Genomic DNA, 25,856 nt, shown 5'->3' with positions numbered 1-25,856 from the left:
CGTGCGGACGGGGTCAGGACTTGAGCAGCGGGACCTGCGGCCGCTGCTCGGGGGCGGCGGCCGGCGCCGGGCCGCCGCCGCTCTGGCACAGGACCCGCAACATGAGCGCGGGCCGCATGAGCGTCTGCGGCGGGTCCACGAGCCCGGCCACCCGCATGAACGCGGCCGTGATCGCGCCGTCGCGGGCCGCCGCGGCGTGCAGGCGCGCCATGTAGGCGTTGCCGATCCGCACCTTGGCGGTACGCTGCCCCTCCACCCCGGGGAAGGCGAGGTCGGCCCCGGCGGAGATGTCCCACGGGACGTCGATGACCCGCGAGATGTCCCTGAAGAAGGTGCGCCACTGCGGCACCGCGCCCGCCTCCAGGTGCCCGCGCAGGATCATCGCCTCCATGGCGGCGACGGTCATGCCCTGGCCGTAGACGGGGTTGAAGCTGCACACGCCGTCGCCCAGCACCAGCAGGCCGTCGGGGAAGGCGGGCAGACGCTCGTAGCGGCGCCGCACGCTGGCCGGGAAGGTGAAGGTGACGCCCTCGTCGAGGGGTTCGGCGTCGCGGATCGCCTCGTAGATGTCCGGTACGGGCAGGGACTTGGCGAAGGCCAGGAAGCCGTCGAGGTCGGCCGGCGGGTGGTCGCCCAGGATGCCGGTGAGGGAGAGCATGCTCATGTCGCCGGGCAGCTTGGGGAAGAACGCGCCGCGCGGGTTGGCCGGCGAGGCGACCGGGTTGATCGACAGGTCCTCGCCGTACGGGTCGCGGCGCAGGCGGAAGTGGCGGGTGGTGTAGGCCAGGCCGATCTTCACCCGGTCCTCGTCCGGCCGGGGGAAGCCGAGCTCCTGGAGCCAGGCGGGGGTGCGCGAGCCGCGGCCGGTCGCGTCCACCAGCAGGTCGCAGGTCAGGTGCTCCTCGACGCCGTCGGCGCCGCGTACGCGGACGCCGGTGACGCGGTCGCGGGCGGGGGTGGCGGTCGGGCCGAGGATGTCGGTGCGCTCCAGGAAACGCACGTTGGGCAGGGCCGCGACCCGGTTCCTGACCTGCTCCTCCAGGACGGGCCTGGTGGCCGAGACGCTGATCAGGCCGGTGGGGGCAGGGGCGAGCCGGCGTCCGTTGAAGTACCAGCGCAGGCTGGTGGCGAGGTCTCCGGCGGGCACCCCGGCGTCGATCATCTGCTGGGTGATGCCGGGGAACAGCTCGTCCAGGATCTGCTGGCCGCGGGCCAGCAGGGCGTGGGCGTGGCAGCCGTGGGGCACGCCCCGGCGCGGGCCGGCCGCGCCGGTCAGCGTGTCCCGGTCCACCAGCAGGACCTCGGCGCAGCGCTCGGCGAGCACGCGCGCGGCCAGCAGGCCCGCCATGCCTCCGCCGAGCACCACCGCGCGCTGTGCGACGTGAGCGGTCATCTCAGTCACGCGGGCTGTTCTGGTAGGCGGCCAGCTTCCACTGCCCGTCGCGCCGGACGGCCAGCCAGGACGCGCGGACCGCGCGCTCGGCGGCGACCTCGCTCTCGCCGGGCGCGAGCACGCCGCCCTCGGTGATCAGCAGGCAGACGTCCTCGCCGAGGAAACGCAGGTCGATGGGCTGCCCGGTGACGCGGGTGCCCTGGTACGGCCCGGCGAAGGCGTGGCCCATGAAGGCGCGGATCTCGGCCTGGCCCTTGCGGTGGACGCCGGGCAGGATCATGGAGCCGTCCTCGGTGAAGACGTCGGCGAACGCCTCGGCGTCGTGGGCGGCCCAGGCGGCGATGATCTGCTGCGGCAGGGCGGCGACGGCGAGGGTCTGGTCGGGGGCCGACAGGGTGGTCATGGCGATCTCCTTCAGATGTAGAGGGTGTCGGGTTCGAGGCCGCACAGAATCCGCCCGTACAGCTCGGCGTTGGTGTTGGGGTGCATGAGGGCGTGCTGGTTGACCGCGTGCACGTCGCGGGTGATGCGCTGGATGGGCACGTCGCTGTAGATCGACGAGCCGCCGCTGGCGGTGGCCAGGATGTCCACGGCCTCCTTGCCCAGGCGGCAGACGGCGCCCATGTCGGCGCGGGCGCGTACCCGTTCCTCGATGGTCCAGGAGGCGGACTCGGCGTCCTTGCCGTCCACGGTCGAGGCCAGGCGGTGGGCGTGGAACTCGGCCTGGTCGATCTTGAACGTGGCCTCGGCGACCTGGAGATGGGTCAGCGGGGCGGCGCTCTGGCTGGCGTACCCGGTGTAGGTGATCTTGCGGTCGGGGAGCCGTTCGAAGAAGACCTCGCGGGCGGCCTTGGCCAGGCCGAGCACGGTGCCGACCGAGGAGGCGGCGGCCACCGGCAGCAGCGGCGAGCGGTAGATCGGGGAGCCGGCGTTGGCGCCGTCGGCGTGCTGTCCCTGGAGGATCGCGCCCAGCGGCATGACCCGCTCGGCGGGGACGAACAGGTCCTGGGCCACGGTGCTGACGCTGCCGGTGCCGCGCAGGCCGGAGGTGTGCCAGTCGTCGATCACGGTCAGGTCGCTCATGGGGACCAGCGCCATGACGGGCTCGGGCTCGCTGTCCTGGCCGATGACGACGGCCACGATCTCCTGCCAGTGGCTGTGGTGGGCGCCGCTGACGAACCCCCACTTGCCGTTGACCACGATGCCGCCCTCGGCGCGTACGGCCATCGCGGTGGGGCTGAGCGTGCCGCAGATCCGTACGTCCGGGGTGGCGAACACCTCGTCCTGAACCGCCTCGGGGAAGTGGGCCGCCATCCAGGTCGGGATCCAGTAGACCGAGGCCGTCCACGCCGCCGCGCCGTCGGCCCGGCCCAGCTCGGCGGCGACCTCGACCAAGGTGCGCGTGTCGGCCTCGTGGCCGCCGTAGCGGCGCGGGGTCCGCAGCCTGAAGACGCCGGCCTCGGCCAGCGCCTCGATCGTCTCCTCGTGCAGCCTGCGGTTGTCCTCCGCCCAGGCCGCGTTCCTGCGCAGGACAGGGCCTGCCTCCGTCGCGCGGCGGACGAGGTCTTCCCGCGCCGGAGCACCCGTCATCAACACCATGTCCTCCCGGGACGTCAGTCGGGACACTGCTCCCTGAACGTCCCATTCGCCGAGCGGGCGGTGCATCTTCCGGAGTGCGGGATCGCCGGGCACGTACGGAGATGCGAAGGTCGTCGCGCGCGGGCGAGGCTGGGGGAAAACCCGAGACGAAGGGGTCGCGCAGCATGACAGCCGTCACCCACGCCCCCGTGGCTCCGCCCGAGCCCGGGCTCACCCCCGACGAGATCGTCGCCAGGGCCGAGGCCATGGTTCCCGCCCTGGTCGAGCGCCAGGCAGAGACGGAGCGGCGCACCTACTACGCACCCGACACCCACGAGGCGTTCGCCAGGGCGGGCTTCTACCGCATCCTGGTCCCCCGCCGCTTCGGCGGGTACGAGTTCGGCGTGGAGACCTTCATGCGGGTGTCGATGACGCTCGCGCGGGGCTGTCCGTCCACCGGCTGGATGTACTCCTTCGGCTCGGCGCACACGCTGGCGGTGGCCACGCTGTTCGGCGAGCGGGCCCAGTCCGAGTTGTTCGCCTGCGGCGACTTCATCTGCCCGGCCACGGTCGCGCCCGGCGGCTCGGCCCGTCCCGACGGCGAGGGCGGCTGGCTGCTCGACGGCACCTGGAGCTACTGCTCGGGCGCGCCGTACGCCACCCACTTCATGGGCCACGTCGTCGTGGACGGGGCGCCGATGTTGTTCGTCGCGCCGCGCGACCAGTGGCGCCGGCTGGACGACTGGGGCGGCCAGCTCGGCCTGAAGGGCAGCGGGTCGCACAGCATCGCCATGGACGGCGGCCGCGTCCCCGGCCATCTCACGCTGCCGATCCACCTCAGCCAGGTCGCCGTCACCGAGGGCACCCCGGGCCGGGCCCTGCACGGCAACCCCGAGTACGGCGGCGGCCCGCTCAGCGTCATGCTGCTCGGCAGCGCGGCCGTCGTCCTCGGCATGGCCCAGGGGGCGCTGGACGCCTACGAGGAGCTGATGCGGACCAGGACGACCATCTTCCCGCCGTTCACGACCCGCGCCGAGGACCCCGACTACCAGTTCTGGTACGGCGAGGCGAGCGGCATGCTCGCCGCCGCGGAGGCGGCCATGACGAACGCGATCCAGCAGTGGAGCCGGACCTGCGCCGCCGGGCCGGAGGCGTTCACCAGGGAGCGGGACGTGCGCCTGGCCACCATCAGCCGCGAGGTCGCCCGGCTGGCGTGGCGGGCCGTGGAGGGCTGCCTGTTCCCGACGGCGGGTTCCAGCGCGGTCCGGGACGGGCAGCGCATCGAGCGGATCTGGCGGGACATGTCCACCACGCACAGCCACGCCGGGTTCGCGATCTTCCTGGCCGCCCTGGCCAACCGGGAGCTGTCCCGCGCCCGGTTCGGCATCGCCTAGGACCGTCCGGCGGGCGCGGCGTCCGGCAGGGGACACCGGGCGCCCGCTCCTAGGTCTTGAGGAGGAGCGGTTCCGGCCGTACGGCGGATGGTGGGGCGGGTCGCCGCGGGTGACCCTTGTCGTCATGTTCTTACGTCTTCTGGTCGCCGCTCTGGGCGCGACCGCAACGCTGACCGTCCCCGCGCAGGCGACCGCGCTCACGCTCACGCTGCCGCGCCCCGGCGGGCCGCACCCGATCGGCACCGCCGAGCTGTACCTCGTCGACCCCTCGCGCACCGACCCCTACACCGGCTCGAAACGCGAGCTGATGATCAGCCTGTGGTACCCGGCGAAGCCCGGCGGCGGCGACCGCGCGCCCTACCTGCCCCCGGCCGCCGCGGCCCTCTACATCAAGGACAACGGCCTGTCCCCCCAGCAGGTACGGCTGCCGCTCACCCACGCCCGGCTGGGCGCGCCCGTCCGCGGCACGCGGCTGCCGGTGTTGCTGTACTCCCCCGGCAACGGCGCCGACCGCGGGGACAACACAGCCGTGGTCGAGGAGCTGGCCAGCCGCGGCTACCTGGTGGTGACCGTGGACCACACGCACGACAGCTCGCACGTCGAGTTCCCCGGCGGGCGGGTCGAGACCCACACCATGCCGGCCGGCACACCGCCGGAGGCGCAGGTCGAGCTGCGTTCCTCCGACATGCGCTTCGTCCTGGACCAGATCGCCGTCCTGAACGGGGGCGGCGATCCCGGCGCCGGAGGGCAGGCCGGGGGGCACCGCCTGCCGCCCGGCCTGCGCGGCGCCTTCGACCTCGGCCGGGTGGGCATGTTCGGCGCCTCGATGGGCGGCGCGACCGTGGCCGCCACCATGCTCAAGGACCCGAGGGTCAAGGCGGGGCTCAGCCTGGACGGGCCCGCGTTCGGCCCGGTCGTGCGGGCGGGGCTGAGCAGGCCGTACATGCTGATGAGCGCGCGGGCGGACCGGGCGGTCATGCCCGAGCTGGCCACGTTCTGGCGGAACCTGCGCGGCTGGAAGCTGAACGTCAAGATCGAGGGGGCGGTGCACGCCTCCTTCGGCGACGCCGAGGTGCTCTACCCGCAGGCGGTCGGGCTGCTCGGCTGGACCCCGGAGCAGCTCAGGCAGCAGATCGGCACGCTGCCGCCCGAGCGCGGCCTGGCCGTGCAGCGTACCTATCCCGTCGCCTTCTTCGACCGGCACCTGCGCGGGCGGGACAGCAGCCTGCTGCACGGCCCCTCACCGCGTTTCCCCGAGGTGACCCGGGTGCCCTGATCCGCTCACCCGGCCCACACGTAGCCGGTGAACATGAGCACGTGCAACGCCGAGCGCGGGCTGACCGCCCGTGCCAACCCGGGCGGCGGGCTCACGACCTTGGTCGTGTTCCCGCCGCCCGGGTGGGCGGTCCTAGGGCCGGGCGGGGTCGGTGGTCCCCGTGTAGGGGCGGACCGGGAGGGGACGGTTCAGGAGGAAGGCGCCGATCAGGCTCCGGTAGAGGTCGGGGCGGCCGTTGGCGATCGAGTGACCGGCCCCCGGGACGTAGACCAGGGTCGAGTCCGGCAGCGTACGGCGGTAGTCGTAGGTGACCTCCCACTTCAGGTAGTCGCACTGCCCGCGCATGATGAGCACCGGCACCCGTACCTCGCGCAGCGCCGGGCGCGGGTCGGGCCGCGCGGCGGCGTCCTCGGAGGTGACCTGGTTGCTGTAGAAGCCGGGCGGGTTCCCGTGCACGGGGGCCGGCGCCGCGGCGGCGCAGCCCGTGGTGTCCTTGGCCACCAGCAGCAGCGCGCGCATCCGGGCATCGGCCTCGGCGTCGGGCACCAACGCGCGCGCGGCGGCGGGGTTGACCCCCACGAGCAGCGACTGGACGAGCATGCGCGGGGAGCTGGTCAGGGCGTCGGCCTGTTCCTGGAGGGCGGCGGGCAGGTGGTCCCACGGGCTGCCGACGCCGCCAGGGAAGGCGGGGTCCCAGATGGCGCCCGGCGAGGTGAGCACGGCCCTGGCCACCCGGTCGGGGTGGGCGGCGAGGTAGGCGGCCGACAGGGTGCCGCCCCACGACCTGCCGACCAGGATGAGCTTCGGCACGCCGAGGACGCCGCGGATGGCCTCCAGGTCGGCGACGTGCCGGGCGACCGTGTAGCCGGCCGGGTCGGCGAGGCGGGTGGAGCGGCCCGCGCCGACCTGGTCGTAGGCGTACACGTCGAACCCGGCCGCGGCCAGGTCCTCGCTGCCCTCCGGCAGGCCCTCGCCCGGCGTGCCAGGACCGCCGTGCAGGAAGATCACGGGCGGGCGGGCCGTCGTACCGGAGCCGGCGAGCTTGACGTAGGCGATGCGGGAGCCCGTCGGGAGCTGCCAATACGCGACCCCGGCGGGCGCGGCGGCGGCCGGCGGCACGGGAGCGGGACGGAAGACCGCCACCCCGGCGAGGGCGGCGAGCACCACGGTGTTCACCAGCACGTACGGAAGGACCAGCCGCGGCAACCCCAGCCGCCGGAACGCCGGACCGCCGAGCAGCCGGCCGACGGCCGCGACGGCGAGCACCCCCGCCCCGGCGAACAGCGGCACGGCGGCGGTCACCGCCGCCACGAGCAGGAACACCACGGCCCCGGCGGCCACCGCGGCGATCTCGGCGCCCACGAGCAGGAGCGCGCCTGACACACGTTTCATACGCCACAACGTTAGGAACGCGGCCGCGGCTTCTCCTCCTGCCGCCGATCGATCCGTGCCCCCGCCGCGCGGCGGGGTGTCAACGGCTCCCGGGACGGATCAGGCCGCTCTCGTAGGCGTGGATGGTCGCGTGCAGCCGGTCGCGCACGCCCAGTTTGGCCAGGAGCGCCGCCACGTGGTCCTTGACGGTGGCGGGGCTGAGGTTCAGCTCGTCGGCGATCTCGGCGTTGGACAACCCGCGCGCGACGTGGCCGAGCACCTCGCGTTCGCGCGGGGTGAGCCCGTCGAGGCGGGGTTGCGGGCCGGGGTCGGCGGCGGCGGCGAAGCGTTCGAGCAGCTGACGGGTGATCACCGGGTCGAGCAGCGCGTCGCCGCGCGCGATCACCCGTACCGCGTCGACGACCCGGGCGGGCTCGGCGTCCTTGAGCAGGAACCCGGACGCGCCCGCGCGCAGCGCGCCGAACACGTACTCCTGGAGGCCGAAGGTGGTCAGGACGACGATCCGCGTGCCCGGGTTGGCGGCGGTGATCCTGGCGGTGGCGGCGAGCCCGTCGAGGCCGGGCATCCTGACGTCCATGAGCATCACGTCGGGCCGCAGCTCGGCGGCGAGCGCCACCGCGGACTCGCCGTCGGCGGCGTGGCCGACCACGTCGAGGTCGGGCTCGGCGGCCAGCACGGCGGCGATCCCGACGCGGACCACCGGCTGGTCGTCGACGACGATCACCCTGATCATCTGGGCAACCATACCCGCACGTCGCCGCCGTCGCCGGTCGCGCCGCCGGTCGTGAGCGTCCCGCCGTAGGCGTCGGCCAGGGTGCGCAACCGCCGCCGGGAGTTCCGGCCCGCGGCCCCCTCGACGAGGACGCCCTCCGGCAGGTACGACACGGTGATCCGTTCCCCGGCCATCCCCTCGACGGTCCTGAACACCCCTACCTCCAGCTCGGGCGCCAGGCCGTCCGGGTCGCCGACGTGCCGTACGCCCGCCCGGCGCCGCGCGGTGAGCACCTCCAGCCCGGCGAGGGTCGGCGGGGGGCCGTCGGCCCCGGCGGGCCGGCGCAGCTCGCCGAGCAGCCGCCGGAGCGTGTCGAGCCCGGCGCGGGCCGCGTCGCGGACCGCTTCGAGGTCGCCCCGCTCGGCCGCCGTGACGACCGCGTCCGCGTGCCGGACCGCCGTACGGCGCAGCCCCGCCGCGATCCGCTCCCGCTCGTCGCGGGCCACGTCCGCCAGCCGCCCGGCGAGCACGTCGCGCTCGGTCGTCTCCGCCGCCCGCCGCCGCGCCCGCAGCCGGGCGACCAGTACGCCCGCCGCCCACGCCGGGGCCGACAGGATCGCCACGGCCGGGCCGAGCACCGCCCACGCCGCCGTCCGGTCACCGGCGATGCCGGGTCCCAGTGCCAGCGCGAGGCCGCCCACCAGGCCGACGGCGAGGATCGCGAGCATCCCGGCGCGCCGGCGGTGGTAGGCGCCGAACGCGTACAGCTGGGCCAGCTCCACCCACCAGCCCCACAGGAACAGGTCGCCCGCGGGGGGCTCGGTCCAGCCCGCCATCGCCACGGGATAGATCGAGAGCATCGCGGCCAGGCTCCACGCGGGCCGCCGCACCCGCCACCACAGGGGCAGGGCGTGCAGCGCGAACAGCGGCCCGAGCACGAGGAGGTGCCGCGGCGGCGGGCTGTCCCCCGGCAGCAGGCTCGCCCCCATCGTCAGCGCGACGGCCAGCCCGACCAGCGCCGCGTCCCACGCCCGCGGCCCGCGCCACCACGTCCCGCGCGCCGGGGCCGCCCCGGCCGGGGCGGGGAAGTCGGCCCGTACCGTCCAGCCGCCGGCGTCCGGGCCGGCCGTGAGGGTGCCGCCGCAGGTCGCCACAGTGGTGGACAGTCCGGCCAGGCCGGTTCCCGTGCCCAGGTCGCCGTGTGCCTCCTCGCCGCCGCTGTCGCGCACCTCGACGGTCAGCCTGCCGGGTTCGCCCAGGACGGCGATCTCGACCCGGGCGCCGGGGGCGTACCGGGCCGCGTTGGTGAGGGCCTCGCGTACCACGCGGTAGGCGGCCGCGGCGACCTCGGGTGGGGCGGAAGTGGCCGTCCTGCGGTAGTGCACCCGGGCCGGTACGCCGCCGCCCGCGCCGGGCCCGGACCAGCCGGCGACCAGGGCGTCGATCGCCGCCGGAGCGACGACGCCGGCCTGCGCGCCGGCCAGCTCCGCGCGGGCGAGGCGCGCGGTGTCCCCGGCGTGGCGCAGGGCGGACTCCCGCAGCGCGGGGTCGGTCACGTGCAGGGCGGCGGCCGCGGCCACCGCGATGCCGGTGAGGCGGTGGGCGGCGGTGTCGTGCAGCTCGGCGGCCATCCTGAGCCGTACGGCGTCCGCGACGGCGTCGCCCGCCCGTGTGCCCGCCGCCCGGTGCGCGGCCAGGGCTTCCGTACGCGTCCGCGCGCGTCTGCGTGCCCGCCCGAACGCCCAGACGACCGCCGCCACCCCGCCCGACGACAACGCCGCGCCCGCCACCGCCGGTGGCCGCCATCCGCAGACCGCCGCGGTGACCGTCGCCGCCGCCACGAGGCCCGCCGCCACCGCGACGGTGACCCCGGCCGTGGCCCGGACGGCGGCGCCGTACAGGAGGGCGGCGCCGGCGAGCGGGCACCACAGCAGAAGGGACGACACGGCATCAGGCTAGCCTTCCGCCGGGAACGCGGGCCCGGCTCTCCGGACCCGCGTTCCCGGCGTGCTCAGTCCACCTTCTCAGTCCACCAGGACGGGCTCCTGGTCCGGCTGGTGGTGGCCGTCGTGCACCCCGGCGAACGGCGCCACGCCGCGCAGCCGGACCAGCGCGAGCACGGCCAGCACGGCGCACAGGGCGGCGCTCGCCCACGCGACCGCGTGCAGCCCCGTGGTGAACGCCTCCCGTGCCGCGCCGAGCAGCGCGGCGCCCTGGTCGGCGGGCAGGTCCCTGGCCACGGCGACGGCTCCGTTGATGCCGTCCTGGGCGAGCGCCGGGGTGCCGGTGGGCGGGGTGAACGCGCCGCGGTAGACGGCGGTGCCGAGGCTGCCCAGGGCCGCCACGCCGAGCGCGACGCCGAACTCGCCGCCGGTGGCCACCAGCGACGCCGCCGAACCCGCCTTCTCGGGCGGGCTGGTGCTCATCGCCACCTGGTTGATCATGCCGCCGACCGGCCCGACGCCGAAGTAGCAGACGCCCAGGAAGACGATCAGCGCGGTCACCGCGCCCACCGCGACCTGGGTGAGCAGGAGCTGGCCGACGACCGCGATCACCATGCCGCCACTCAGCAGGTACGCCGGCCGTACCCGGCTCGCCAGCCGCGGGGTGAGGTTGATCGAGACGATCAGCGCGACGGCCGGGCCCAGCAGCCACAGGCCCGCCTCCAGCGGCGACATGCCCTCGACCGTCTGGAGGAACAGCGCGACCTCCATGCCGGTCCCGGTCTGCAACGCCCCGCACAGCAGCCCGATCAGCACCGCGGCGGTGAACGCGCGATGGCGGAACAACCGCAGGTCCAGCAGCGGATGGGCGAGCGCGCGCTGCCGGTGCACGAACGCCGCGCCCACGAGCAGCCCGGCGGTGATCCCGACGGCGGGACCGACGCCCCAGCCGTCGCGCGCGACCGCCTTGAGCCCGTAGATCAGGGGCAGGATCGCGGCGAGGGACAACACGACGCTGACCAGGTCGACCCGGCCCCCGGCGGGGTCGCGGAACTCCGGCAGCAGCGGGGCCGCCGCGAGCAGCAGGAGCATCACCGGCACGCCGATCAGGAAGACCGAACCCCACCAGAAACGCTCCAGCAGCGCGCCGCCGACCACCGGGCCGAGCGCGATCCCGAGCATGAAGGCGGTGCCCCAGGCGGCCATGGCCAGGCCGAACTGCCGGGGGTCGCGGAACATGACGCCGATCAGGGACAGCGTCGAGGGCAGCAGCGTGGCCCCGGCGACGCCGAGCAGGGCCCTGGCCACGATCAGCATCTCGGGGCTGGTCGAGAAGGCGGCCAGGAGCGACAGGAGGCCGAAGGCCGCGCCGCCCACCAGCAGCAGCCGCCGGCGGCCGACGCGGTCGCCGAGCGAGCCCATGGTGACCAGGAAACCGGCGGTCATGAAGCCGTAGATGTCGGTGATCCACAGTTGCTGGGTGGCGTCCGCGCCCAGGTCGACGCTGAGGTGCGGCAACGCGAGGAACAGCACGCTGATGTCCAGGGCCACGAGCATCGTGGGCAGGAACAGCGCCACCAGCCCGAGCCACTCTTTCCGCCCCGCCCGGGGGGCGACGTCGTCGGTCACGTCCTCACTCCTTGATCCCTGGGTTCATGTGGTCAGCTCGATCCGGGTGTGGTCGCCGACCACGAGGCGGTGGTCGCTGCGTCCGGGGGCGACGGTGGTGTAGCGCCCGATGAGCGAGCCGCGCAGGCCGCTGGCGGCCACGATCGAGGCGCCGTCGAGCACGATGGAGTCGGACAGCCTGGTGGAGCGCACCACGCAGTCGCGCCCGATGGACGTGCCCGGCCCGATGTGGCTGTCCACGATCAGGGTGTCCGGGCCGATGATCGCCGGGCCCTCGACGCTGGAGGCGATCACCCGCGCGCCGGGGCCTAGGACGACGTCGCCGCGTACCAGGCTGGCCGCGTCCACGTGGCCGGCGATGTCGCGGGAGAGCCGGGCCAGCAGCCGCCGGTTGCATTCCAGGACGTCCTCGACCCGGCCGGCGTCGCTCCAGTAGCCGCGGTAGAGGCTCGCCCTGACCTCCTGGCCGGAGGTCAGCAGCCACTGGACGGCGTCGGTGATCTCGAGCTCGCCGCGCCGTCCGGGGACGATGCGGTCCACCGCCTCGTGGACGGCGGGGGTGAAGAAGTAGACGCCGGTCATGACGAGGTCGCTGCGCGGCCGTTCCGGCTTCTCCACCACGCGCAGCACCGCGCCGGTCTCGTCCGTCTCGACGACGCCGAACGGCCGGGGGTCGGCCACCCGGTGCACCACGATCTGGGCGGCCGGCCGCAGCGCGCGGAACTCCTCGGCGATCGGGCCGATCCCGTCGGCCAGGACGCAGTCCCCGAGGTACATGACGAAGTCCTCGCCGCCGAGGAACGGGCGCGCCAGCTTGACGCAGTGGGCCAGCCCCAGCGGGCGGAGCTGGCGGATGTAGGTGACGCGCGTCCCGAACCGCGAGCCGTCGCCGATGACCTCGGCGATCTGTGCCTCCCTGTCGCCGACCACGAGGCCGATCTCGGTCACGCCGAGCACGCGCAGGCTGTCCAGCACGTGCTCCAGGACCGGTTTGTTGGCGATCGGGATGAGCTGCTTCGGCATGGAGTGGCTCAAGGGACGCATGCGGGTGCCTGACCCGCCGGACAGCACCAGAGCCTTCATGCTCGCCAGAATCCCAACGGCGGCCCCTCGCGGGCATCTCTGACAGTGCGGGATCCCCGGACGGGCCGATTTGGTGCGTCGTGACGGGGGTGGAGGTCAGCCGATGCCCTCGACGAGGCCGGCGGCGGAGGAGAGGTTGTCGCGCAGCCGTTGACCGGCGCGTTCGTCGACGACGTCGGCCAGTTCGTGCACCCGCGACAACGCCCGTTCCGCCGCGCTGGCGTCGCCGAGCGCGCCCAGCACCTCGCTCAGGATCATGAGCGTCTGCGCCTCGAACAGCGGCGCGCGCATCTGCCGGAACAGCGTGACCGCCTTGCGCAGGCGGCCGATCGCGTCGCCGGGCTCGTTCGTGGTGACAGCCAGCTCGCCCAGCCCGGCCAGGGCGTGTGCCTCGGCCAGGCGGTGGCGCGCGGTCTCGGCCACGGCCAGCGCCCGCCGCAGCAGGTCGCCGGCCTCGTGCAGGCGTCCCCTGCGCAGGTGGGCGATGCCGAGCCCGTGCAGGGCGAACGACTCCCCGACGGTGTCGCCGATCTCCTCCACCAGCGTGAGCGCCTCCTCGAACGCGCCCGCGGCCAGCGCGAACTCCTCCGCCTGGAGGTGCACCCGGCCCATCCGGTGCAGGATCTGGGAGATGATGCGCCGGCTGCCGCCGCTCTTGCCGCGTACCAGCGCCTCGGCCAGCATGATCTTGGCGTCGTCGATGTCGCCGCACTCCGAGCGGATGGCGGCGAGGTTGTCCAGCGTGTGCGCGGCCGAGATCTGGTCGCCGATGTCGGTGAAGATGGCCAGCGCCTGTTCCAGGTGCGTCGAGGCCGCCTCCAGCTGGCCGTTCATACGTTCCAGGAACGCCAGGTTCCGTCTGGACCGGGCGATCTGCACGACGTTGCCGGTCTTCTCGAACAGCGCGAGAGCGGCCTCGAAGTCGCGCCGGGCCTCGCCGAAGTGCTGCTCGGTCTGGGCCAGCGTGCCGCGGACGCACAACATCTCGGCCTGGCCGCGCTCGTCGCCCGCCCTGCGCGCGGCCTCCAGGGCGATCTCCTGGATCTCACGCCAGTCGTCGAGGTAGACGTGCAGCTCGAAGAAGGGCTCGGCGTTCATCGCGGTACGCCAGCACAACTCCACGAACCCCGCCTGGGCGGACTGGCGGATGCCGGCGAGCAGCACGTGGCGCTCGCGTTCGAACCAGCCGATCGGGTCGGCGACCAGGCGTTCGACCAGTTCGTCCGGCAGGGGCGAGTCGGGGGCGGGAAGCAGGTGGGGGCCGGCGGGCGGGCCGTACTCGCGGGTCCTGGCGGTCTCGGTGAGCCGGTGCAGCGCGCCGAGCACGCGGGCCAGCGCCGCCGTACGCTCGGCGGGCGGCTCCTCGGCGGCCAGGCGTTCGTGGGCGTAGACGCGGATGAGGTCGTGGAAGCGGTACTGGACGTTGACGCTCCTGCCGACGCCGGCGACCTCGATGAGCTGGGCGTCGACCAGGTCGTCGAAGAGGTCCTGGGCGTCGGCCAGCGGCCGGCCGAGCAGCGCGGCGCCGGTCCAGGCGGAGAAGATGTGCGAGTGCAGGATCGCCAGGCGGCGGAACAGGCAGCGGGCCTGCTCGGTGAGCGCGTCGTAGGTGAGGGACAGGCTGGCCCTGATGCCCATGTCGCCGTGCTTGAGCTCGTCGAGCCTGCGGGCCTCGTCGCCGAGCCGGTCCACGAGCTGTTCCACGGCCCAGTGGGGGCGCGAGGCCAGGCGCGCGCCGGCGATGCGCAGCGCGAGGGGGAGGTAGCAGCACAGCTCGGCCAGGGCCGCGGCCGACTCCGGCTCGGCCCGTACGCGGTCGGCCCCGGCGATGCGCGACAGCAGCTCGACGGACTGGGCGGCGTCGAAGAGGTCGACGTCCACGTGGGTCGCGCCGGCCAGCCCGCCGAGCCGGGTCCGGCTGGTGGTGATGACGGCCGAGGTCGGGCTGCCGGGTAACAGCGGCAGCACCTGGCTCTCGGCGGCGGCGTCGTCGAGCACGATCAGCATCCGGCGGTCGGCCAGCAGCATGCGGTACAGCTCGGCCCGCTCGCCGAGGGTGTCGGGCAGCGCCGTCCCCTGGACGCCGCAGGCCCGCAGGAACCGGTCGAGCACCTGCATGGGGTGCACCGGGCGGGAGACGCCGCCGTGCAGGTCGGCGAAGAGCTGGCCGTCGGGGAAGTGCGCGGCGACGCTGTGCGCGGCGTGCACGGCGATCGTGGTCTTGCCGATCCCGGCCCGCCCGGCGACGGCGAGGATGGGCACGGCGAAGCGGCCGTCCCCCGAAAGGGGCACGGTCAGCCGCTGCCTGATGGTCTCCAGTTGCGCCTGCCGGCCGATGAAGTCGGCGATGTCGGCGGGCAGCATGCCCGGCACGGCCGGTGGGCGGGCGGGCGGCTCGGCCGGGGCCGCCGCGGCGGGCGGCTGCGCGTCCAGGCTCTCGTCGGAGGTGAGGATCGCCGATTCGAGCTGCTGAAGCCGCTCGTTGGGCTCGATGCCGAGCTCCTCGACGATCACGCGCCGGGCGTCGCGGTAGACCTGCAACGCCTCGGCCTGCCGTCCCGAGCGGTAGAGCGCGACCATCAGCTGGGCGGCGAGTCCCTCCCGCAGCGGGTGTTCCTGCACGAGCGCGGCCAGCTCGCCGACCAGTTCGTGGTGGCGGCCGAGGTCCAGTTCGAGCTGGACGCAGTCCTCGTTGGCGGTGACGCGCTGTTCGGCGATGCCGCTCGCCAGCGCCTGCACGGCCCTGCTCTCGATGCCGTCGAAGGCCGGGCCGCGCCACAGTTCCAGCGCCTCGCGGTAGTACTGGATGGCCTCGGGGTGGGAACGGCCGTCGCGAGCCTTGCGGGCCCGGCTCACAAGGCTCTCGAAACGGCGTGCGTCGATCGCGTCGGCGGGGGCACGCAGCATGTAGCCCTGCCGGGTGGTGACGATCATCTCGGGGTGGCCGTGGGCGCTGAACAGGCGCCGGAGCGCGGAGATGCAGATCTGCACCTGCGCTCGGGACGTGGCCGGCGGGTCCTCGTCGTAGATCGCCTCGACGAGGCGGTCCAGAGTGACCGAGTGATTGGCGTTCAGAATCAGGACGGCGAGGACGATCTGCTGTCGCGCCCCGCCCAGATCGAGCTGTCTCTCGCTCGCAGTGACCTCGAGCGCACCCAACACGCGAAACTCCACCCGCATCTCCTCAAACAAATCATCGCCCTCGGTCAAAGATCTTTCCCGACGCGACCGGAAACCGGGCGTGATTGCCATGATGAGCGGCGTAATTGGTGCTTACCCCTCAAAAGTTTCTGCCATGGTTGGGTGGATGGTACAACGCCCTGGGGTATGTTGCCAGTTTTGGATCGTTTCAGGGTGATCCGTGTTCCCTGTCACCGTCAGTCCTGAAAGGCACCCTCGATCAGGCCCCAAGGCCAGTCCATCGTGCCGTTGACCGTGCCGTGGTCGCCGGCGGCGGGGACGGCGTGCGCGGGGTGCGGTACGGCGGCGATGGCCGCGAAGCCGGCGAGCGCGGCGAGCAGGATGGCGATCGCGATGCGGACGCGGACGGTGACGGTGGTCGTTGCGGTCATTTCGATCTACCTCCGTGTGCTTACCGCGGTCTCGTCCGCGGCTTCGGAATGGACGCTCACACGGGCCGCAATTCGCGCTATATCCATCCTCTTTTCACCTGACATCAGCGCACGTTAGACGCTATGCACACCGATCTCCGTACCTGTTGGCGATAGCTCGGATAGAGGGGGAAAAGTGGCAGGGTCGTCCGGCGATCGCCGGGCGATAGCGAAGCGATAGCGGGTGGAGGGCCGGTGGATAGGCGGCACCGCGAGCCTGGGCGCGAGCCCGGGCGGCGCGACCTGTCGCCGTCCGGGTGGCCATGTGCGCGGGCGACTCGCGCGGACCACTCGGAGAGGTGAGATGGGAATAGCGGTGCAAGCCCAGGACGCGGTCTACGGCCGGGGTGCGGCGGATCTGCACGTACGCCTCGACCATGACGCCGACGGGCACTGGGTCCTCGAAGCCGAGACCCGCACGGACCAGGACGGATCGGTCAGCGAGTGGGCCGACCGCCTGCTCGACCGCGGCCTGTACCGCATCGTGTTCGCCACCGACCCCTACTTCGTCGGGCTCGGGCTGAGGCCGGCGTATCCGGAGATCGTCGTCACCTTCCGCATGATCGACGAGACGGCCGTCAACAACATCGTGGTCCTCATCTCCCCGCATTTCTCGACCGTCTATTTCGGATCGCTCAGCTGAGGGACAGTGAGGCCGGACATGAAGATCAGCCGCTACCAACCCTTCCCCAGGATGCCGCTCGCCGATCGCCGCTGGCCGGACGCCGTTCTCAGCGCGCCGCCGCGCTGGTTGTCCACGGACCTGCGCGACGGCAACCAGGCGCTGCCCAGGCCCATGGATCCCGAGCGCAAACTGGTGCTGTTCGACCTGCTGGTGGGCATGGGCTACAAGGAGATCGAGGTCGGCTTCCCGGCCGCGAGCCAGGACGACTACGACTTCGTCAGGCTCCTGGTCGAACGCGACCGCATCCCGGACGACGTGTGCGTGACCGTACTGACCCAGGCCCGCGACGAGCTGATCGAGCGCACGGTGGAGAGCGTGAGCGGGGCGCCCAGGGCGACGCTGCACCTCTACAACGCGACCTCGCCGCTGGCGCGGCGGCTGGTGTTCGGGATGAACCGGGACGAGTGCAAGGATCTGGCCGTCCTCGGAACACGATTAATCATGAAATATGCCGATAAATCGCTTGAAGGGTGCGATGTTCGGTTCCAGTATTCGCCGGAGCATTTCCATGACACCGAGCCGGAGTTCGCGCTGGAGGTCTGCGCCGCCGTCATGGACGTCTGGCAGCCGGGGCCCGACCGGCCGATCATCCTCAACTTCCCGACGACGGTCGAGCGCTCGACGCCCAACGTGTTCGCCGACCAGATCGAGTGGCTGCACCGCAACCTGCCCCACCGCGAGCACGTGTGCCTGTCGGTCCACACCCACAACGACCGCGGCACCGGCGTGGCGGCGGCCGAGCTGGCCATGCTGGCCGGGGCCGAACGCGTCGAGGGCTGCCTGTTCGGCAACGGCGAACGGGCGGGCAACGTCTGCCTGGTCACGCTGGGCCTGAACCTGGCCACCCAGGGCGTCGACCCCGGCATCGACTTCTCCGACCTCGAGCGCGTGCGGCGCACGGCCGAGGAGTGCACCGGCCTCGCCGTGCCGCCGCGGCACCCGTACGGGGGCGACCTGGTGTTCACCGCCTTCTCCGGCGGGCACCAGGACGCGATCAAGAAGGCGTTCGACGCGATGGACCGGGAGGCGGCACGTACCGGTCGCGATCCGGCCGGGCTGCCGTGGGAGGTGCCGTACCTGCCGGTGGACCCGCGGGACCTGGGACGTACGTACGAGGCGGTGGTCCGGGTGACCAGCCAGTCGGGCAAGGCCGGCCCGGCGTACCTGCTGAACGCCCGGTACGGGCTCACGCTGCCGCGCGGGCTGCAGATCGAGCTGGCCCAGGCCGTACAGGCGATGGCGGAGGCCGGGCAGGGCGAGATCGAGCCGGAGCGGATCAGGCGGCTGTTCGAGGAGGAGTACATGGCGGCCGGCGCCGCCCCCGGCGACCTGGCCGGGACGGTGGCCACGCTGCACATCGACGACGGAGCCGACGCCGGCGGGGGCAGCGGCGGGGGTAGTGGCGGGGGCGCGCGGGGCCGGGCGGCCTCGGTCGCGGCGCTGCGCGCGGCCCTGCGGCGCGCCGGCGTCCGGATCCGCGCCGTGCACCACCTCGACGGCCCGACCGGCATCCCAGGCGGCGCCCCCAGCGGCGTCCAAGGCGGCGTCTCGGGCGATGTCCCAGGCGGTGTCTCAGGTGGTGTCCCCGGCGGTGAAGTGGCCGTCTACGCCCAGTGCGGGCCGGAGGGCGGCACGGTCTGGGGAGCCGGCATCGGGCGCGACGTGGTCGCCGCGGCCCTGGCCGCCGTGGGCGCGGCCGTGGCCGCCGCCCGCCGCGGGAGCCCGCCGCCCGCCGCACCCACCTCCGACCTGCCCCTTCCCGAGGCGGGACGGCGTCGCCCGGCCAGGAGCCGGCGGCTGATGGCGGGACGATAGAGATCGAATACCGCCCCGGCCTAGCGTGAGCGCAACACGACATCTTGGGGAGACGGCCATGACTCTCATCGAACGGCAGGAGGAGATGTCCTGCCTGGAGTCGCTCGTCGCCAACGCCATCCTCGGCCGCGGGCGGGTCGCGCTGGTCAGCGGGCCCGCCGGGACGGGCAAGAGCGCGCTGCTGCGTGCCCTGTCCGAACAGGCCATAGAGCTGGGCGCGCTCGCGGTGACGGCGACAGGATCGCGCATGGAGCAGGAGCTTCAGCTCGGCCTGCTCCGCCAGCTCATCCAGGACGCCCCCTTGGTCGAGGAGGAGCGCGAGCGCTCGGAGCGGCTGCTGGAGGAGGGCGTGCGCACCGCGACCGCGGCGCACGCCGACGCCGAGCGGCTGCTCGACCCGCAGGTCGTGCACGCGCTGGTCACGGTGCTGCTCGACCTGTCGGAACGCTGCCCGCTGGTGGTCGTCGTGGACGACGTGCACCACGCCGACCGTACGTCCCTGCTCTGCCTGGCCTACCTGGCGCGGCGGGTGCGGAACGCGCGGATCGTGGCGGTGTTCACGCTCAACGACCGGCAGGGCACGGACGGGCCGCTGGAGACCGACCTGCTGCGGCTGCCGCACTGCCTGCGCCTGCAGCTCACCCCGCTGTCACGCAAGGGCGTGGCCGCGCTGGTGACGGGCCAGGTGGGGCTCACCGCGGCCGAGCGGTTCGCCGACGAGTGGCACACGATCAGCGGCGGCAACCCGTTGCTGGCCGGTGAGCTGGCCGCCGACTACCGCCATCACCTGCGGGCCGTGGAGGAGCCGCCGCGCGAGCTGGTCGTCGGCGACCGGTTCGTCCGGGCGGTCGAGACGTGCCTGCGGCGCAGCCATCCGCGTACCGTCCGGGTGGCGCAGGGCCTGGCCATCCTGGGCGAGGCCGACGGGCTGGCCGAGATGCTCGAACTGCCCCCGGTCGACGTCAGCAGGGAACTGCTCACGATCGGCGCGACCGGCCTGCTCAAGAGCGGCGGCTACCGCCACGAGGCGGTGCGCTCGGCCGTGCTGGCCGGCATGGACCTGTCCGAACGCAAGGAGCTGTACCGGCGGGCCGCCGAGCTGGCCTACACCAGGGGCGTACGGCCCGGCGTGGTCGCCGACCGCCTGCTCCAGGCCGCCAGGGTGGAGGCCCCGTGGGTGGTGCCCACGCTGGAGGAGGCCGCGCTGGCCGCGCTGCGCAAGGGTGAGGTGGAGTCGGCGGTGGCCTACCTGAAGCTGGCCTGGCGCGAGTGCACGGACGAGCTCCAGCGTTCCAAGCTGATGACGATGCTCGTCCGCGCGGAGTGGCGGATCAACCCGGCCGCTCCCGCCGGGCACCTCGACCAGCTCGCCGAGGCCCTGCAGAAGGGCAGCCTGCACGGCAGCGACGCGGTCGTGCTGGCCCGCGCGCTGCTGTGGCACGGCCGCTTCGAGGACGCCCGCGACGTGCTCGAACAGCTCAACCAGGAGGCGTCGGCCTCCGACCACGCGACGCTGGCCGAGCTGGTCGTGGCGCAGTTGTGGCTGCGTGTCACCTGCCCGCCGCTGGCCGCGTACGTGGCCAACCCGCCCAGGGAGCACATCCTGGCGGGCATGGTGTCGGTCGCCGTCAACCGGCGGCTGGAGTCCACGCTCGCCCTGGCCGAGGTGCTGACCCGCGGCCCGCGCGAGCACAACCTCGACGCCGTCGAACGCATCCTGGAGGGCGAACGCCTGGACGAGATGTCCCTCGACGTCGTGGAGAACTCCCTGCTCGCCCTCACCTACGCCGGGCGCTGCGAGCGCGCCGCCCCGCTGTGCGACCTGTTCGGCGACGAGGCGGCGGCCCGGCAGGCGCCCAGCCGCCGGGCCCGCCTGGCGGCCATCCGGGCCGAGATCGCGATCCGCCAGGGCGACATGCCGGCCGCCGAACGGCACGCGCGCATCGCGCTGGACACGATCCCCATGAGCAGCTGGGGCGTGGCCATCGGCGGCCCGCTGGCCAGCCTGATCATCGCGCGGACCGCGATGGGCCGGCACGAGGCCGTACGCGACCCGCTGGACCGGCCGGTCGCCGAGGCCATGTTCCAGACCCGCTACGGGCTGCACTACCTGTACGCCCGCGGCCGCTACAACCTGGCCGGCGAGTCCTTCGTCCCGGCGCTGCACGACTTCCTGCGCTGCGGCGAGCTGGTGACGGCCTGGGGCCTGAACAACCCGGCGCTGATCCCGTGGCAGGCGGACGCGGCCGAGGCGTGCCTGCGGATGGGCCAGACCGAGGAGGCCAGGGAGCTGATCAAGGCCCACCTGGACGGCTGCGGCCCCGGCGCCTACCGGGGGCGGGGCATCGGGATGCGGCTCAAGGCGGCCGTGTCCGAGCCGGCCCGGCGTCCGGCGCTGCTGCGGCAGGCGGTTGAGTACCTGCAGCTCGCGGGCGACCGGTACGAGCTGGCCAGGGCGCTGTTCGACCTCGTGGAGGCGTACGAGGCGCTGGGCGAGTTCCGGCGGGCCCGCACGGTGGCCGGGCGGGCGCAGGCCGCGGCCCTGGAGTGCGGGGCCGAGCCGATGATCAGCGCGCTCAGCCGGGCCGCGGACGCCGACGGCGCGCCCTCTCCCCTGCCGGGCGACCTGATCGGCGTGCTGAGCGTCGGCGAGCGGCGGGTCGCGGCGCTGGCCGCGGCCGGCTACAGCAACCGCGAGATCGCCGCCAAGCTCTACATCACGATCAGCACCGTCGAGCAGCACCTGACCCGCACCTACCGCAAGCTGAACATCCGCCGCCGCGCCGACCTCCCCCTCGTGGTGGAGTTCGACGACCAGGCCCAGCCCTGACCGTTCGCCCCTGACCTGCCCGGCCCGGCACACCCGTGCCCGGCCGGGCATGTACGAAGTTGCGCGCCCGCGGGCGCGCGGGCGAGCGTCGAAGGCATGGAACTCACGGTGGTGCGGGGGCAGGCGACCCCCGAAGAACTCGAAGCGGTCGTCGCGGCGGTCTTCCGTCGCCTGGCCGAGGCGGCCGAGCGCGAGGCGTCGGCCTGGTCGGACCCCTCAGGGCTGGTACGCAGGCCGCTGCCCGGCGGCGGCGACGGCTGGCGGCTGACGGCGTGGGCGAGCTGACCCCCGATCGCGCACTTTGCGACATGCCCGGCCGGCTGTCCGGCCCCATCCTGAAGCGGACACGTCATCCGAGAGGCGGGACGTGCCCCCTGCCCCCGCCAGGACGGCCTTCCCGGCGCCGCGGCGCCGCTCATGGGCGGGGTCTTTCACGTTCCTGAGGAGGAGCACACCATGTCGTCTCTGCTCGGTTCGCTGCGCCGGCTCGTACTGGCGCCATCCCTGGCCGACGTGACCTTCGGCGCACGCGGCTTCCCCGTCGTCCCCTCCGGCCTGACCGGCCGCCTGGAGGCGATCCCGCAGGCCGTCGTGTGCGGCTTCGAGTGGGGCATCGACGTACGCGACCAGTGGGAGATCGAGCGCCGGCTGTCCCTGGTGGACGTCGAGCAGCGCGGTTTCGCCTACGAGGGCGCGACGATGGCCTTCACCGTGCTGGACGCCATGGGCGGCGGGCGCGGGCGGCGTACCCGGGACCTGCTGATGGGGCCGGGGCAGCCGCACATCTTCCTCGCCTACATCGGCATCGGCTTCGCCATGGCAAGGCTGCCGCGGGTGTTGTGGAAGAAGGTGCTGCCGGACCTGGACGGCACCCCGTACCACCCGACGATGAGCTGGCTGGCCGTGGACGGGTACGGCTTCGACCTGGCCTACTTCCACACCCGCCGCTGGGTGGACGGGCAGCAGGTGCCCGACTCCTACCCCTGGCAGGGGAATGCGGCCTACTTCCCGCGCGCCGTGGACCAGGGCGTCGGCCGGGCGTTGTGGTTCATCCACGGCGGCAGGCCGGGCGAGGTGGCCGCGGCGGTGCGCGCGTTCGCCGCGGGCCGGCAGGCGGACCTGTGGAGCGGCGTCGGGCTGGCCGCCACGTTCGCCGGGTGCGAGCCGGAGGCGGCGGCGGTGTTGCGCGAGGAGGCCGGGGAGCACCGGGCCGAGCTGGCCCAGGGCTCGGTCTTCGCGACCAAGGCGCGGCATTACTCAGGGTTCGTCCCGGAGCATTCCGCGGCGACGGGCGCGGTGCTGACCGGTCTCGACGTGGCGGGCGCGGTCGCGCTCGCCGACGACAGCGAAGTCGCCCCGGGAACGTCGGCGCGCGTCCCGGATTACGAGTTGTGGCGTGCGGGAGTACGCGCGCATTTCGCCGCCGGAGCAGAAGTCCCGTCCCGCTGACCGGCCTGCGGTAAATGGCAGGTCATTCGCTTTCGCGTGCCCGAAAATGAGCCTCCGAGCTGAGCAAACCCGAAGTTGTCCGGCCGCTGGGCGGCATGTGTCAATGAAATTGGATTGTTCGGGCTATAAGCGGCGGAGGCTCAATTGGCAAGCGCATTGCGGTCGCTCAGACGCAAAATTCTGGTGCCGGACGTCGGCGAGACGAAAGTCGAGAAACGCGGCTTCTGGGTGAAGAACGCGGCGTCCACTGAAATTCTGGAGACGGTCGGCGCGTACTTTCTCGCCGGCTATGCCCACGCCGTGGAATCACGTACCGTCGCCGAGGCCGAGGACCGGCTCGAAGAGGTGCCCGCGCGTTTCCGCGGCTTCGCCTACGAGGGCGCGGGCATGGGCTTCGCCATCCTGGACTGCATGACCTTCGGCGACCTGCGCCGGGTCAACACCTTCCTCCAGGGACGCGGCCACCACCACAACTACATGGTCTACGTGGGGATCGGCTGGGCGATGGCCAGGCTCCCCCGCTTCCTGTGGCCGAAGGCCGACCTGCTGGACCCGCTGCTGCTGTGGCTGGTCCACGACGGCTACGGCTTCCACCAGGCCTACTTCCACACCGACCGGTACGTGCACCAGCAGGTGCGCGAGCCCCGCTTCTCCTGGCCCCCCGGCCACGAGGAGTACGCCGCCCACGCCCTCGACCAGGGCATCGGCCGCGCGCTGTGGTTCGTCGCCGGCACCAGCGCCGAGCGGGCGGTCACGCTGATCGAGCGGTTCCCCGAGTCCCGCCACGCCGACCTCTACAGCGGCATCGGCCTGGCCGCCACCTACGCGGGCGGGGCCGACGAGGCCGAGCTGCGGTGGCTGCGCGAGCGGGCGGGCGCGCACCGCGGGCCGCTGGCCCAGGGCAGCGTGTTCGCGGCCGAGGCCAGGATCCGCGCCGGGTTGCTCTTCCCGCACACCGAGTCGGCCGTGGGCGTTCTCTGCGGCACCACGGCGGAGCAGGCGGCCGAGGTGAGCCGCGCGACCCGCCCCACAGCGACAGCACAGGACAAGCCGCCCGCCTACGAGGCGTGGCGCCGGCGCATCGCCGAGACGTTCGTCTTCCATGGAGGTGTTCCCTCGTGACCTCGGTAGCCGCGTGGTTGCGCAAGCAGGCGGCGGGAGTCTCCGCCCTCGCGCTGATGATCGCCGTCTTCGCGATCGGCCACCCGACCTTCGCCTCGGACGCGACCAAGGCCGAGATGGCCGGCGCGTACGGCTTCAAGCCCCTGACGATCGCGATGCCGGGCGGCGGCCCGGCCAAGACCGTCCGCAAGGTGAACCAGGCCTACAAGCACATCGACGCGTGGATCTCCTCCGTGGGGGCCGCGATCGCGCTGAACGACCTCGACGGCAACGGCAGGGACGACGACCTGGTGATCGTGGACCCGCGTACCGACCAGGTGGTCGTCACCCCGGCGCCGGTCGAGGGCGGCGGCGAGCGGTACCGGCCGTTCGCGTTGTCGCTCGGCTCGCTGCCGGTCACCGACGCGATGGCGCCCATGGGCGCGGTGCCCGCCGACTACAACGACGACGGCCGCACCGACCTGCTCGTCTACTGGTGGGGCCGGACGCCCACGCTGCACCTGCAGCGGCCCACGGCGACCCGGTTCGAGGCCGCCGCCTTCGACGCGGCCGAGCTGGTGCCCAACCCCGGCGGCACGAAGTACACCGGCGAGCTGTGGAACAGCAACGTCGCGACCGTGGCCGACTTCGACGGTGACGGCAAGCAGGACATCTTCGTCGGCAACTACTTCCCCGACGGCAGCCCGATCCTGGACAGCCGCGTGGACGGCGGCGTGCAGATGAACCACTCGCTGTCCAAGGCCGTCAACGGCGGCCGAGACTACTTCTTCCGCGGCACCGGCAACGGCGGCTTCACCCGCCTGGACGGCGTGCTGCCCTCCGACGTCTCCACCGGCTGGGAGCTGGGCGCGACCAGCGCCGACCTGGACGGCGACGGCCTGCCCGAACTGCTGCTGAACAACGACTTCGGGCCCGACCACCTGCTCTACAACACCTCTAAGCCCGGCACGATCACGTTCTCGCCCACCATCGGGACGCACGAGATCGGCGTGCCCAAGTCGAAGGTGCTCGGCGAGGACTCCTTCAAGGGCATGGGCTCGGACGCCGGCGACCTCAACCACGACGGCATCCTCGACTTCTTCGTCAGCAACATCACCACCCCGTACGGCATCCAGGAGAGCAACTTCACGTTCCTGTCCACCGCCAAGAGCAAGGCCGAGCTGCGCGAGAAGCTGCGGCAGGGCGAGGCGCCGTGGAAGGACCTCAGCGCCGAGCTGCGCACCGCCTGGTCCGGCTGGGGCTGGGACCCGAAGATCGAGGACTTCGACAACGACGGCGAGAACGAGATCGTCCAGGCGACCGGGTTCATCAAGGGCGACGTCAACCGCTGGCCGCCGCTCCAGGAGCTGGCCGCCGCCAACGACGGCGTGACCAGCAACCCCAAGTCGTGGCCGAACGTCACCGAGGGCGCCGACATCGCCGGCGCGCAGACGCTGGCCTTCTTCGCCAAGGGCCCCGACGGCCGCTACGCCAACCTGTCGGAGCAGCTCGGCCTGGCCGTGCCCGTGCCGACGCGCGGCATCGCGACCGGGGACGTCAACGGCGACGGCCTGATCGACTTCGCGGTGGCCCGTCAGTGGGAGGCGCCCGCCTTCTACCTCAACACCAGCCGGTCGGAAGGCTCGTTCCTCGGGCTGCGCCTGCTGCACGACTCCCCCTCCGCGACCGGCCCGCTGCCGGCCGCCGGGTCGCCGGTGATCGGCGCGCAGGTGACCGTGACCACGTCCGACGGCCGCACGTTCGTCGGCCGCGTGGACGGCGGCAGCGGCCACTCCGGCAAGCGCTCGAACGCGGTGCACATCGGCCTGGGCGCGAACGTCACCGGCCCCGTGCAGGTCAAGCTGGACTGGCGCGACCGCGCCGGGCAGCGGCACCAGCAGGAGCTCCGGCTCACCCCCGGCTGGCACACCCTCCAGCTCGGCTCGCAAGCGAAGGAGAAGTGAC

The 25,856-nt window shown here is 73.3% G+C and carries 19 protein-coding genes; 9 read left to right on the top strand and 10 right to left on the bottom strand.

The features are described 5' to 3' along the window. Positions 1-13: 13 nt before the first annotated feature. From IEZ27_RS29810 to IEZ27_RS29800, 3 genes are read right to left on the bottom strand one after another with little or no spacing between them, the layout of a single operon-like run. Positions 14-1,393, bottom strand: coding sequence for an FAD-dependent monooxygenase (locus tag IEZ27_RS29810; protein ID WP_189650445.1), 1,380 nt, complete (start codon positions 1,391-1,393; stop codon positions 14-16). Between the two features lies 1 nt (position 1,394). Continuing rightward, the gene (locus IEZ27_RS29805; RefSeq protein ID WP_189650293.1) at positions 1,395-1,796 is read right to left on the bottom strand and encodes an SgcJ/EcaC family oxidoreductase; all 402 of its coding nucleotides are present in this window, start codon (positions 1,794-1,796) and stop codon (positions 1,395-1,397) included. Positions 1,797-1,807: 11 nt separating this feature from the next. Beyond that, entirely contained in the window at positions 1,808-2,983 is a 1,176-nt protein-coding gene (locus IEZ27_RS29800; protein WP_229824466.1) for an acyl-CoA dehydrogenase family protein, read from the bottom strand. 173 nt (positions 2,984-3,156) lie between these two features. Between IEZ27_RS29800 and IEZ27_RS29795 the strand changes: the two genes are divergently transcribed. Further along, positions 3,157-4,365 carry an acyl-CoA dehydrogenase family protein gene (locus IEZ27_RS29795; protein WP_125637940.1) on the top strand — a complete coding sequence of 403 codons (1,209 nt, stop codon included), beginning with the start codon at positions 3,157-3,159 and terminating at the stop codon, positions 4,363-4,365. A gap of 124 nt (positions 4,366-4,489) precedes the next feature. Continuing rightward, positions 4,490-5,641 carry an alpha/beta hydrolase family protein gene (locus tag IEZ27_RS29790; protein ID WP_189650292.1) on the top strand — a complete coding sequence of 384 codons (1,152 nt, stop codon included), beginning with the start codon at positions 4,490-4,492 and terminating at the stop codon, positions 5,639-5,641. A 132-nt stretch (positions 5,642-5,773) separates the two neighbouring features. On the opposite strand, the gene IEZ27_RS29785 is transcribed toward IEZ27_RS29790, so the two are convergent. The 7 genes from IEZ27_RS29785 to IEZ27_RS29755 form a co-directional block, all read right to left on the bottom strand. Beyond that, positions 5,774-7,033, bottom strand: a complete 1,260-nt coding sequence (locus tag IEZ27_RS29785) for an alpha/beta hydrolase (protein ID WP_189650291.1) — start codon at positions 7,031-7,033, stop codon at positions 5,774-5,776. A gap of 79 nt (positions 7,034-7,112) precedes the next feature. Next, on the bottom strand, positions 7,113-7,766 hold the full coding sequence (locus tag IEZ27_RS29780) for a response regulator (RefSeq protein ID WP_189650290.1): 654 nt from the start codon (positions 7,764-7,766) through the stop codon (positions 7,113-7,115). Further along, entirely contained in the window at positions 7,763-9,691 is a 1,929-nt protein-coding gene (locus IEZ27_RS29775) for an ATP-binding protein (RefSeq protein ID WP_189650289.1), read from the bottom strand. The genes IEZ27_RS29780 and IEZ27_RS29775 overlap by 4 nt, the downstream gene beginning before the upstream one ends. A 78-nt stretch (positions 9,692-9,769) precedes the next feature. Beyond that, on the bottom strand, positions 9,770-11,317 hold the full coding sequence (locus IEZ27_RS29770; protein ID WP_229824465.1) for an MFS transporter: 1,548 nt from the start codon (positions 11,315-11,317) through the stop codon (positions 9,770-9,772). A gap of 24 nt (positions 11,318-11,341) precedes the next feature. After that, positions 11,342-12,400 carry a glucose-1-phosphate thymidylyltransferase gene (locus IEZ27_RS29765; RefSeq protein ID WP_189650288.1) on the bottom strand — a complete coding sequence of 353 codons (1,059 nt, stop codon included), beginning with the start codon at positions 12,398-12,400 and terminating at the stop codon, positions 11,342-11,344. A gap of 96 nt (positions 12,401-12,496) precedes the next feature. After that, entirely contained in the window at positions 12,497-15,562 is a 3,066-nt protein-coding gene (locus IEZ27_RS29760; protein WP_229824464.1) for an AfsR/SARP family transcriptional regulator, read from the bottom strand. A gap of 215 nt (positions 15,563-15,777) precedes the next feature. Next, entirely contained in the window at positions 15,778-15,972 is a 195-nt protein-coding gene (locus IEZ27_RS29755; RefSeq protein WP_125637932.1) for a hypothetical protein, read from the bottom strand. 343 nt (positions 15,973-16,315) lie between these two features. Here IEZ27_RS29755 and IEZ27_RS29750 point away from each other — a divergent pair, with 343 nt between their 5' ends. The 7 genes from IEZ27_RS29750 (at position 16,316) to IEZ27_RS29720 (ending at position 25,855) form a co-directional block, all read left to right on the top strand. Beyond that, entirely contained in the window at positions 16,316-16,654 is a 339-nt protein-coding gene (locus IEZ27_RS29750) for a hydroxyisourate hydrolase (RefSeq protein WP_125637931.1), read from the top strand. An 18-nt stretch (positions 16,655-16,672) separates the two neighbouring features. Next, complete coding sequence (locus IEZ27_RS29745) at positions 16,673-18,511, top strand: 2-isopropylmalate synthase (RefSeq protein ID WP_189650286.1); 1,839 nt, start codon at positions 16,673-16,675, stop codon at positions 18,509-18,511. A 58-nt stretch (positions 18,512-18,569) separates the two neighbouring features. After that, positions 18,570-21,341: a helix-turn-helix transcriptional regulator gene (locus IEZ27_RS29740; protein ID WP_189650285.1), complete on the top strand. Its 2,772-nt coding sequence runs from the start codon at positions 18,570-18,572 to the stop codon at positions 21,339-21,341. Between the two features lie 96 nt (positions 21,342-21,437). Next, positions 21,438-21,626, top strand: a complete 189-nt coding sequence (locus IEZ27_RS29735; protein ID WP_189650284.1) for an acyl-CoA carboxylase subunit epsilon — start codon at positions 21,438-21,440, stop codon at positions 21,624-21,626. A 171-nt stretch (positions 21,627-21,797) separates the two neighbouring features. Next, complete coding sequence (locus IEZ27_RS29730; protein WP_189650283.1) at positions 21,798-22,790, top strand: DUF1702 family protein; 993 nt, start codon at positions 21,798-21,800, stop codon at positions 22,788-22,790. 144 nt (positions 22,791-22,934) lie between these two features. Further along, complete coding sequence (locus tag IEZ27_RS29725; protein ID WP_189650282.1) at positions 22,935-23,912, top strand: DUF1702 family protein; 978 nt, start codon at positions 22,935-22,937, stop codon at positions 23,910-23,912. Continuing rightward, complete coding sequence (locus IEZ27_RS29720) at positions 23,909-25,855, top strand: CRTAC1 family protein (RefSeq protein ID WP_189650281.1); 1,947 nt, start codon at positions 23,909-23,911, stop codon at positions 25,853-25,855. The genes IEZ27_RS29725 and IEZ27_RS29720 overlap by 4 nt, the downstream gene beginning before the upstream one ends. The last annotated feature ends 1 nt before the right edge of the window (position 25,856 follow it).

The organism is Nonomuraea spiralis (genome assembly GCF_014648435.1).
GTDB lineage: Bacteria > Actinomycetota > Actinomycetes > Streptosporangiales > Streptosporangiaceae > Nonomuraea > Nonomuraea spiralis.
Note: the sequence above shows the minus strand (reverse complement) of the source record. Positions and strands in the feature narration are given on the sequence as shown.

Coding starts and splice junctions, on each gene's coding strand:
- IEZ27_RS29810 (WP_189650445.1), bottom strand. CDS start 1,393: ATGACCGCTCACGTCGCACAGCGCGCGGTGGTGCTCGGCGGAGGCATG.
- IEZ27_RS29805 (WP_189650293.1), bottom strand. CDS start 1,796: ATGACCACCCTGTCGGCCCCCGACCAGACCCTCGCCGTCGCCGCCCTG.
- IEZ27_RS29800 (WP_229824466.1), bottom strand. CDS start 2,983: ATGACGGGTGCTCCGGCGCGGGAAGACCTCGTCCGCCGCGCGACGGAG.
- IEZ27_RS29795 (WP_125637940.1), top strand. CDS start 3,157: ATGACAGCCGTCACCCACGCCCCCGTGGCTCCGCCCGAGCCCGGGCTC.
- IEZ27_RS29790 (WP_189650292.1), top strand. CDS start 4,490: ATGTTCTTACGTCTTCTGGTCGCCGCTCTGGGCGCGACCGCAACGCTG.
- IEZ27_RS29785 (WP_189650291.1), bottom strand. CDS start 7,033: ATGAAACGTGTGTCAGGCGCGCTCCTGCTCGTGGGCGCCGAGATCGCC.
- IEZ27_RS29780 (WP_189650290.1), bottom strand. CDS start 7,766: ATGATCAGGGTGATCGTCGTCGACGACCAGCCGGTGGTCCGCGTCGGG.
- IEZ27_RS29765 (WP_189650288.1), bottom strand. CDS start 12,400: ATGAAGGCTCTGGTGCTGTCCGGCGGGTCAGGCACCCGCATGCGTCCC.
- IEZ27_RS29755 (WP_125637932.1), bottom strand. CDS start 15,972: ATGACCGCAACGACCACCGTCACCGTCCGCGTCCGCATCGCGATCGCC.
- IEZ27_RS29750 (WP_125637931.1), top strand. CDS start 16,316: ATGGGAATAGCGGTGCAAGCCCAGGACGCGGTCTACGGCCGGGGTGCG.
- IEZ27_RS29745 (WP_189650286.1), top strand. CDS start 16,673: ATGAAGATCAGCCGCTACCAACCCTTCCCCAGGATGCCGCTCGCCGAT.
- IEZ27_RS29740 (WP_189650285.1), top strand. CDS start 18,570: ATGACTCTCATCGAACGGCAGGAGGAGATGTCCTGCCTGGAGTCGCTC.
- IEZ27_RS29735 (WP_189650284.1), top strand. CDS start 21,438: ATGGAACTCACGGTGGTGCGGGGGCAGGCGACCCCCGAAGAACTCGAA.
- IEZ27_RS29730 (WP_189650283.1), top strand. CDS start 21,798: ATGTCGTCTCTGCTCGGTTCGCTGCGCCGGCTCGTACTGGCGCCATCC.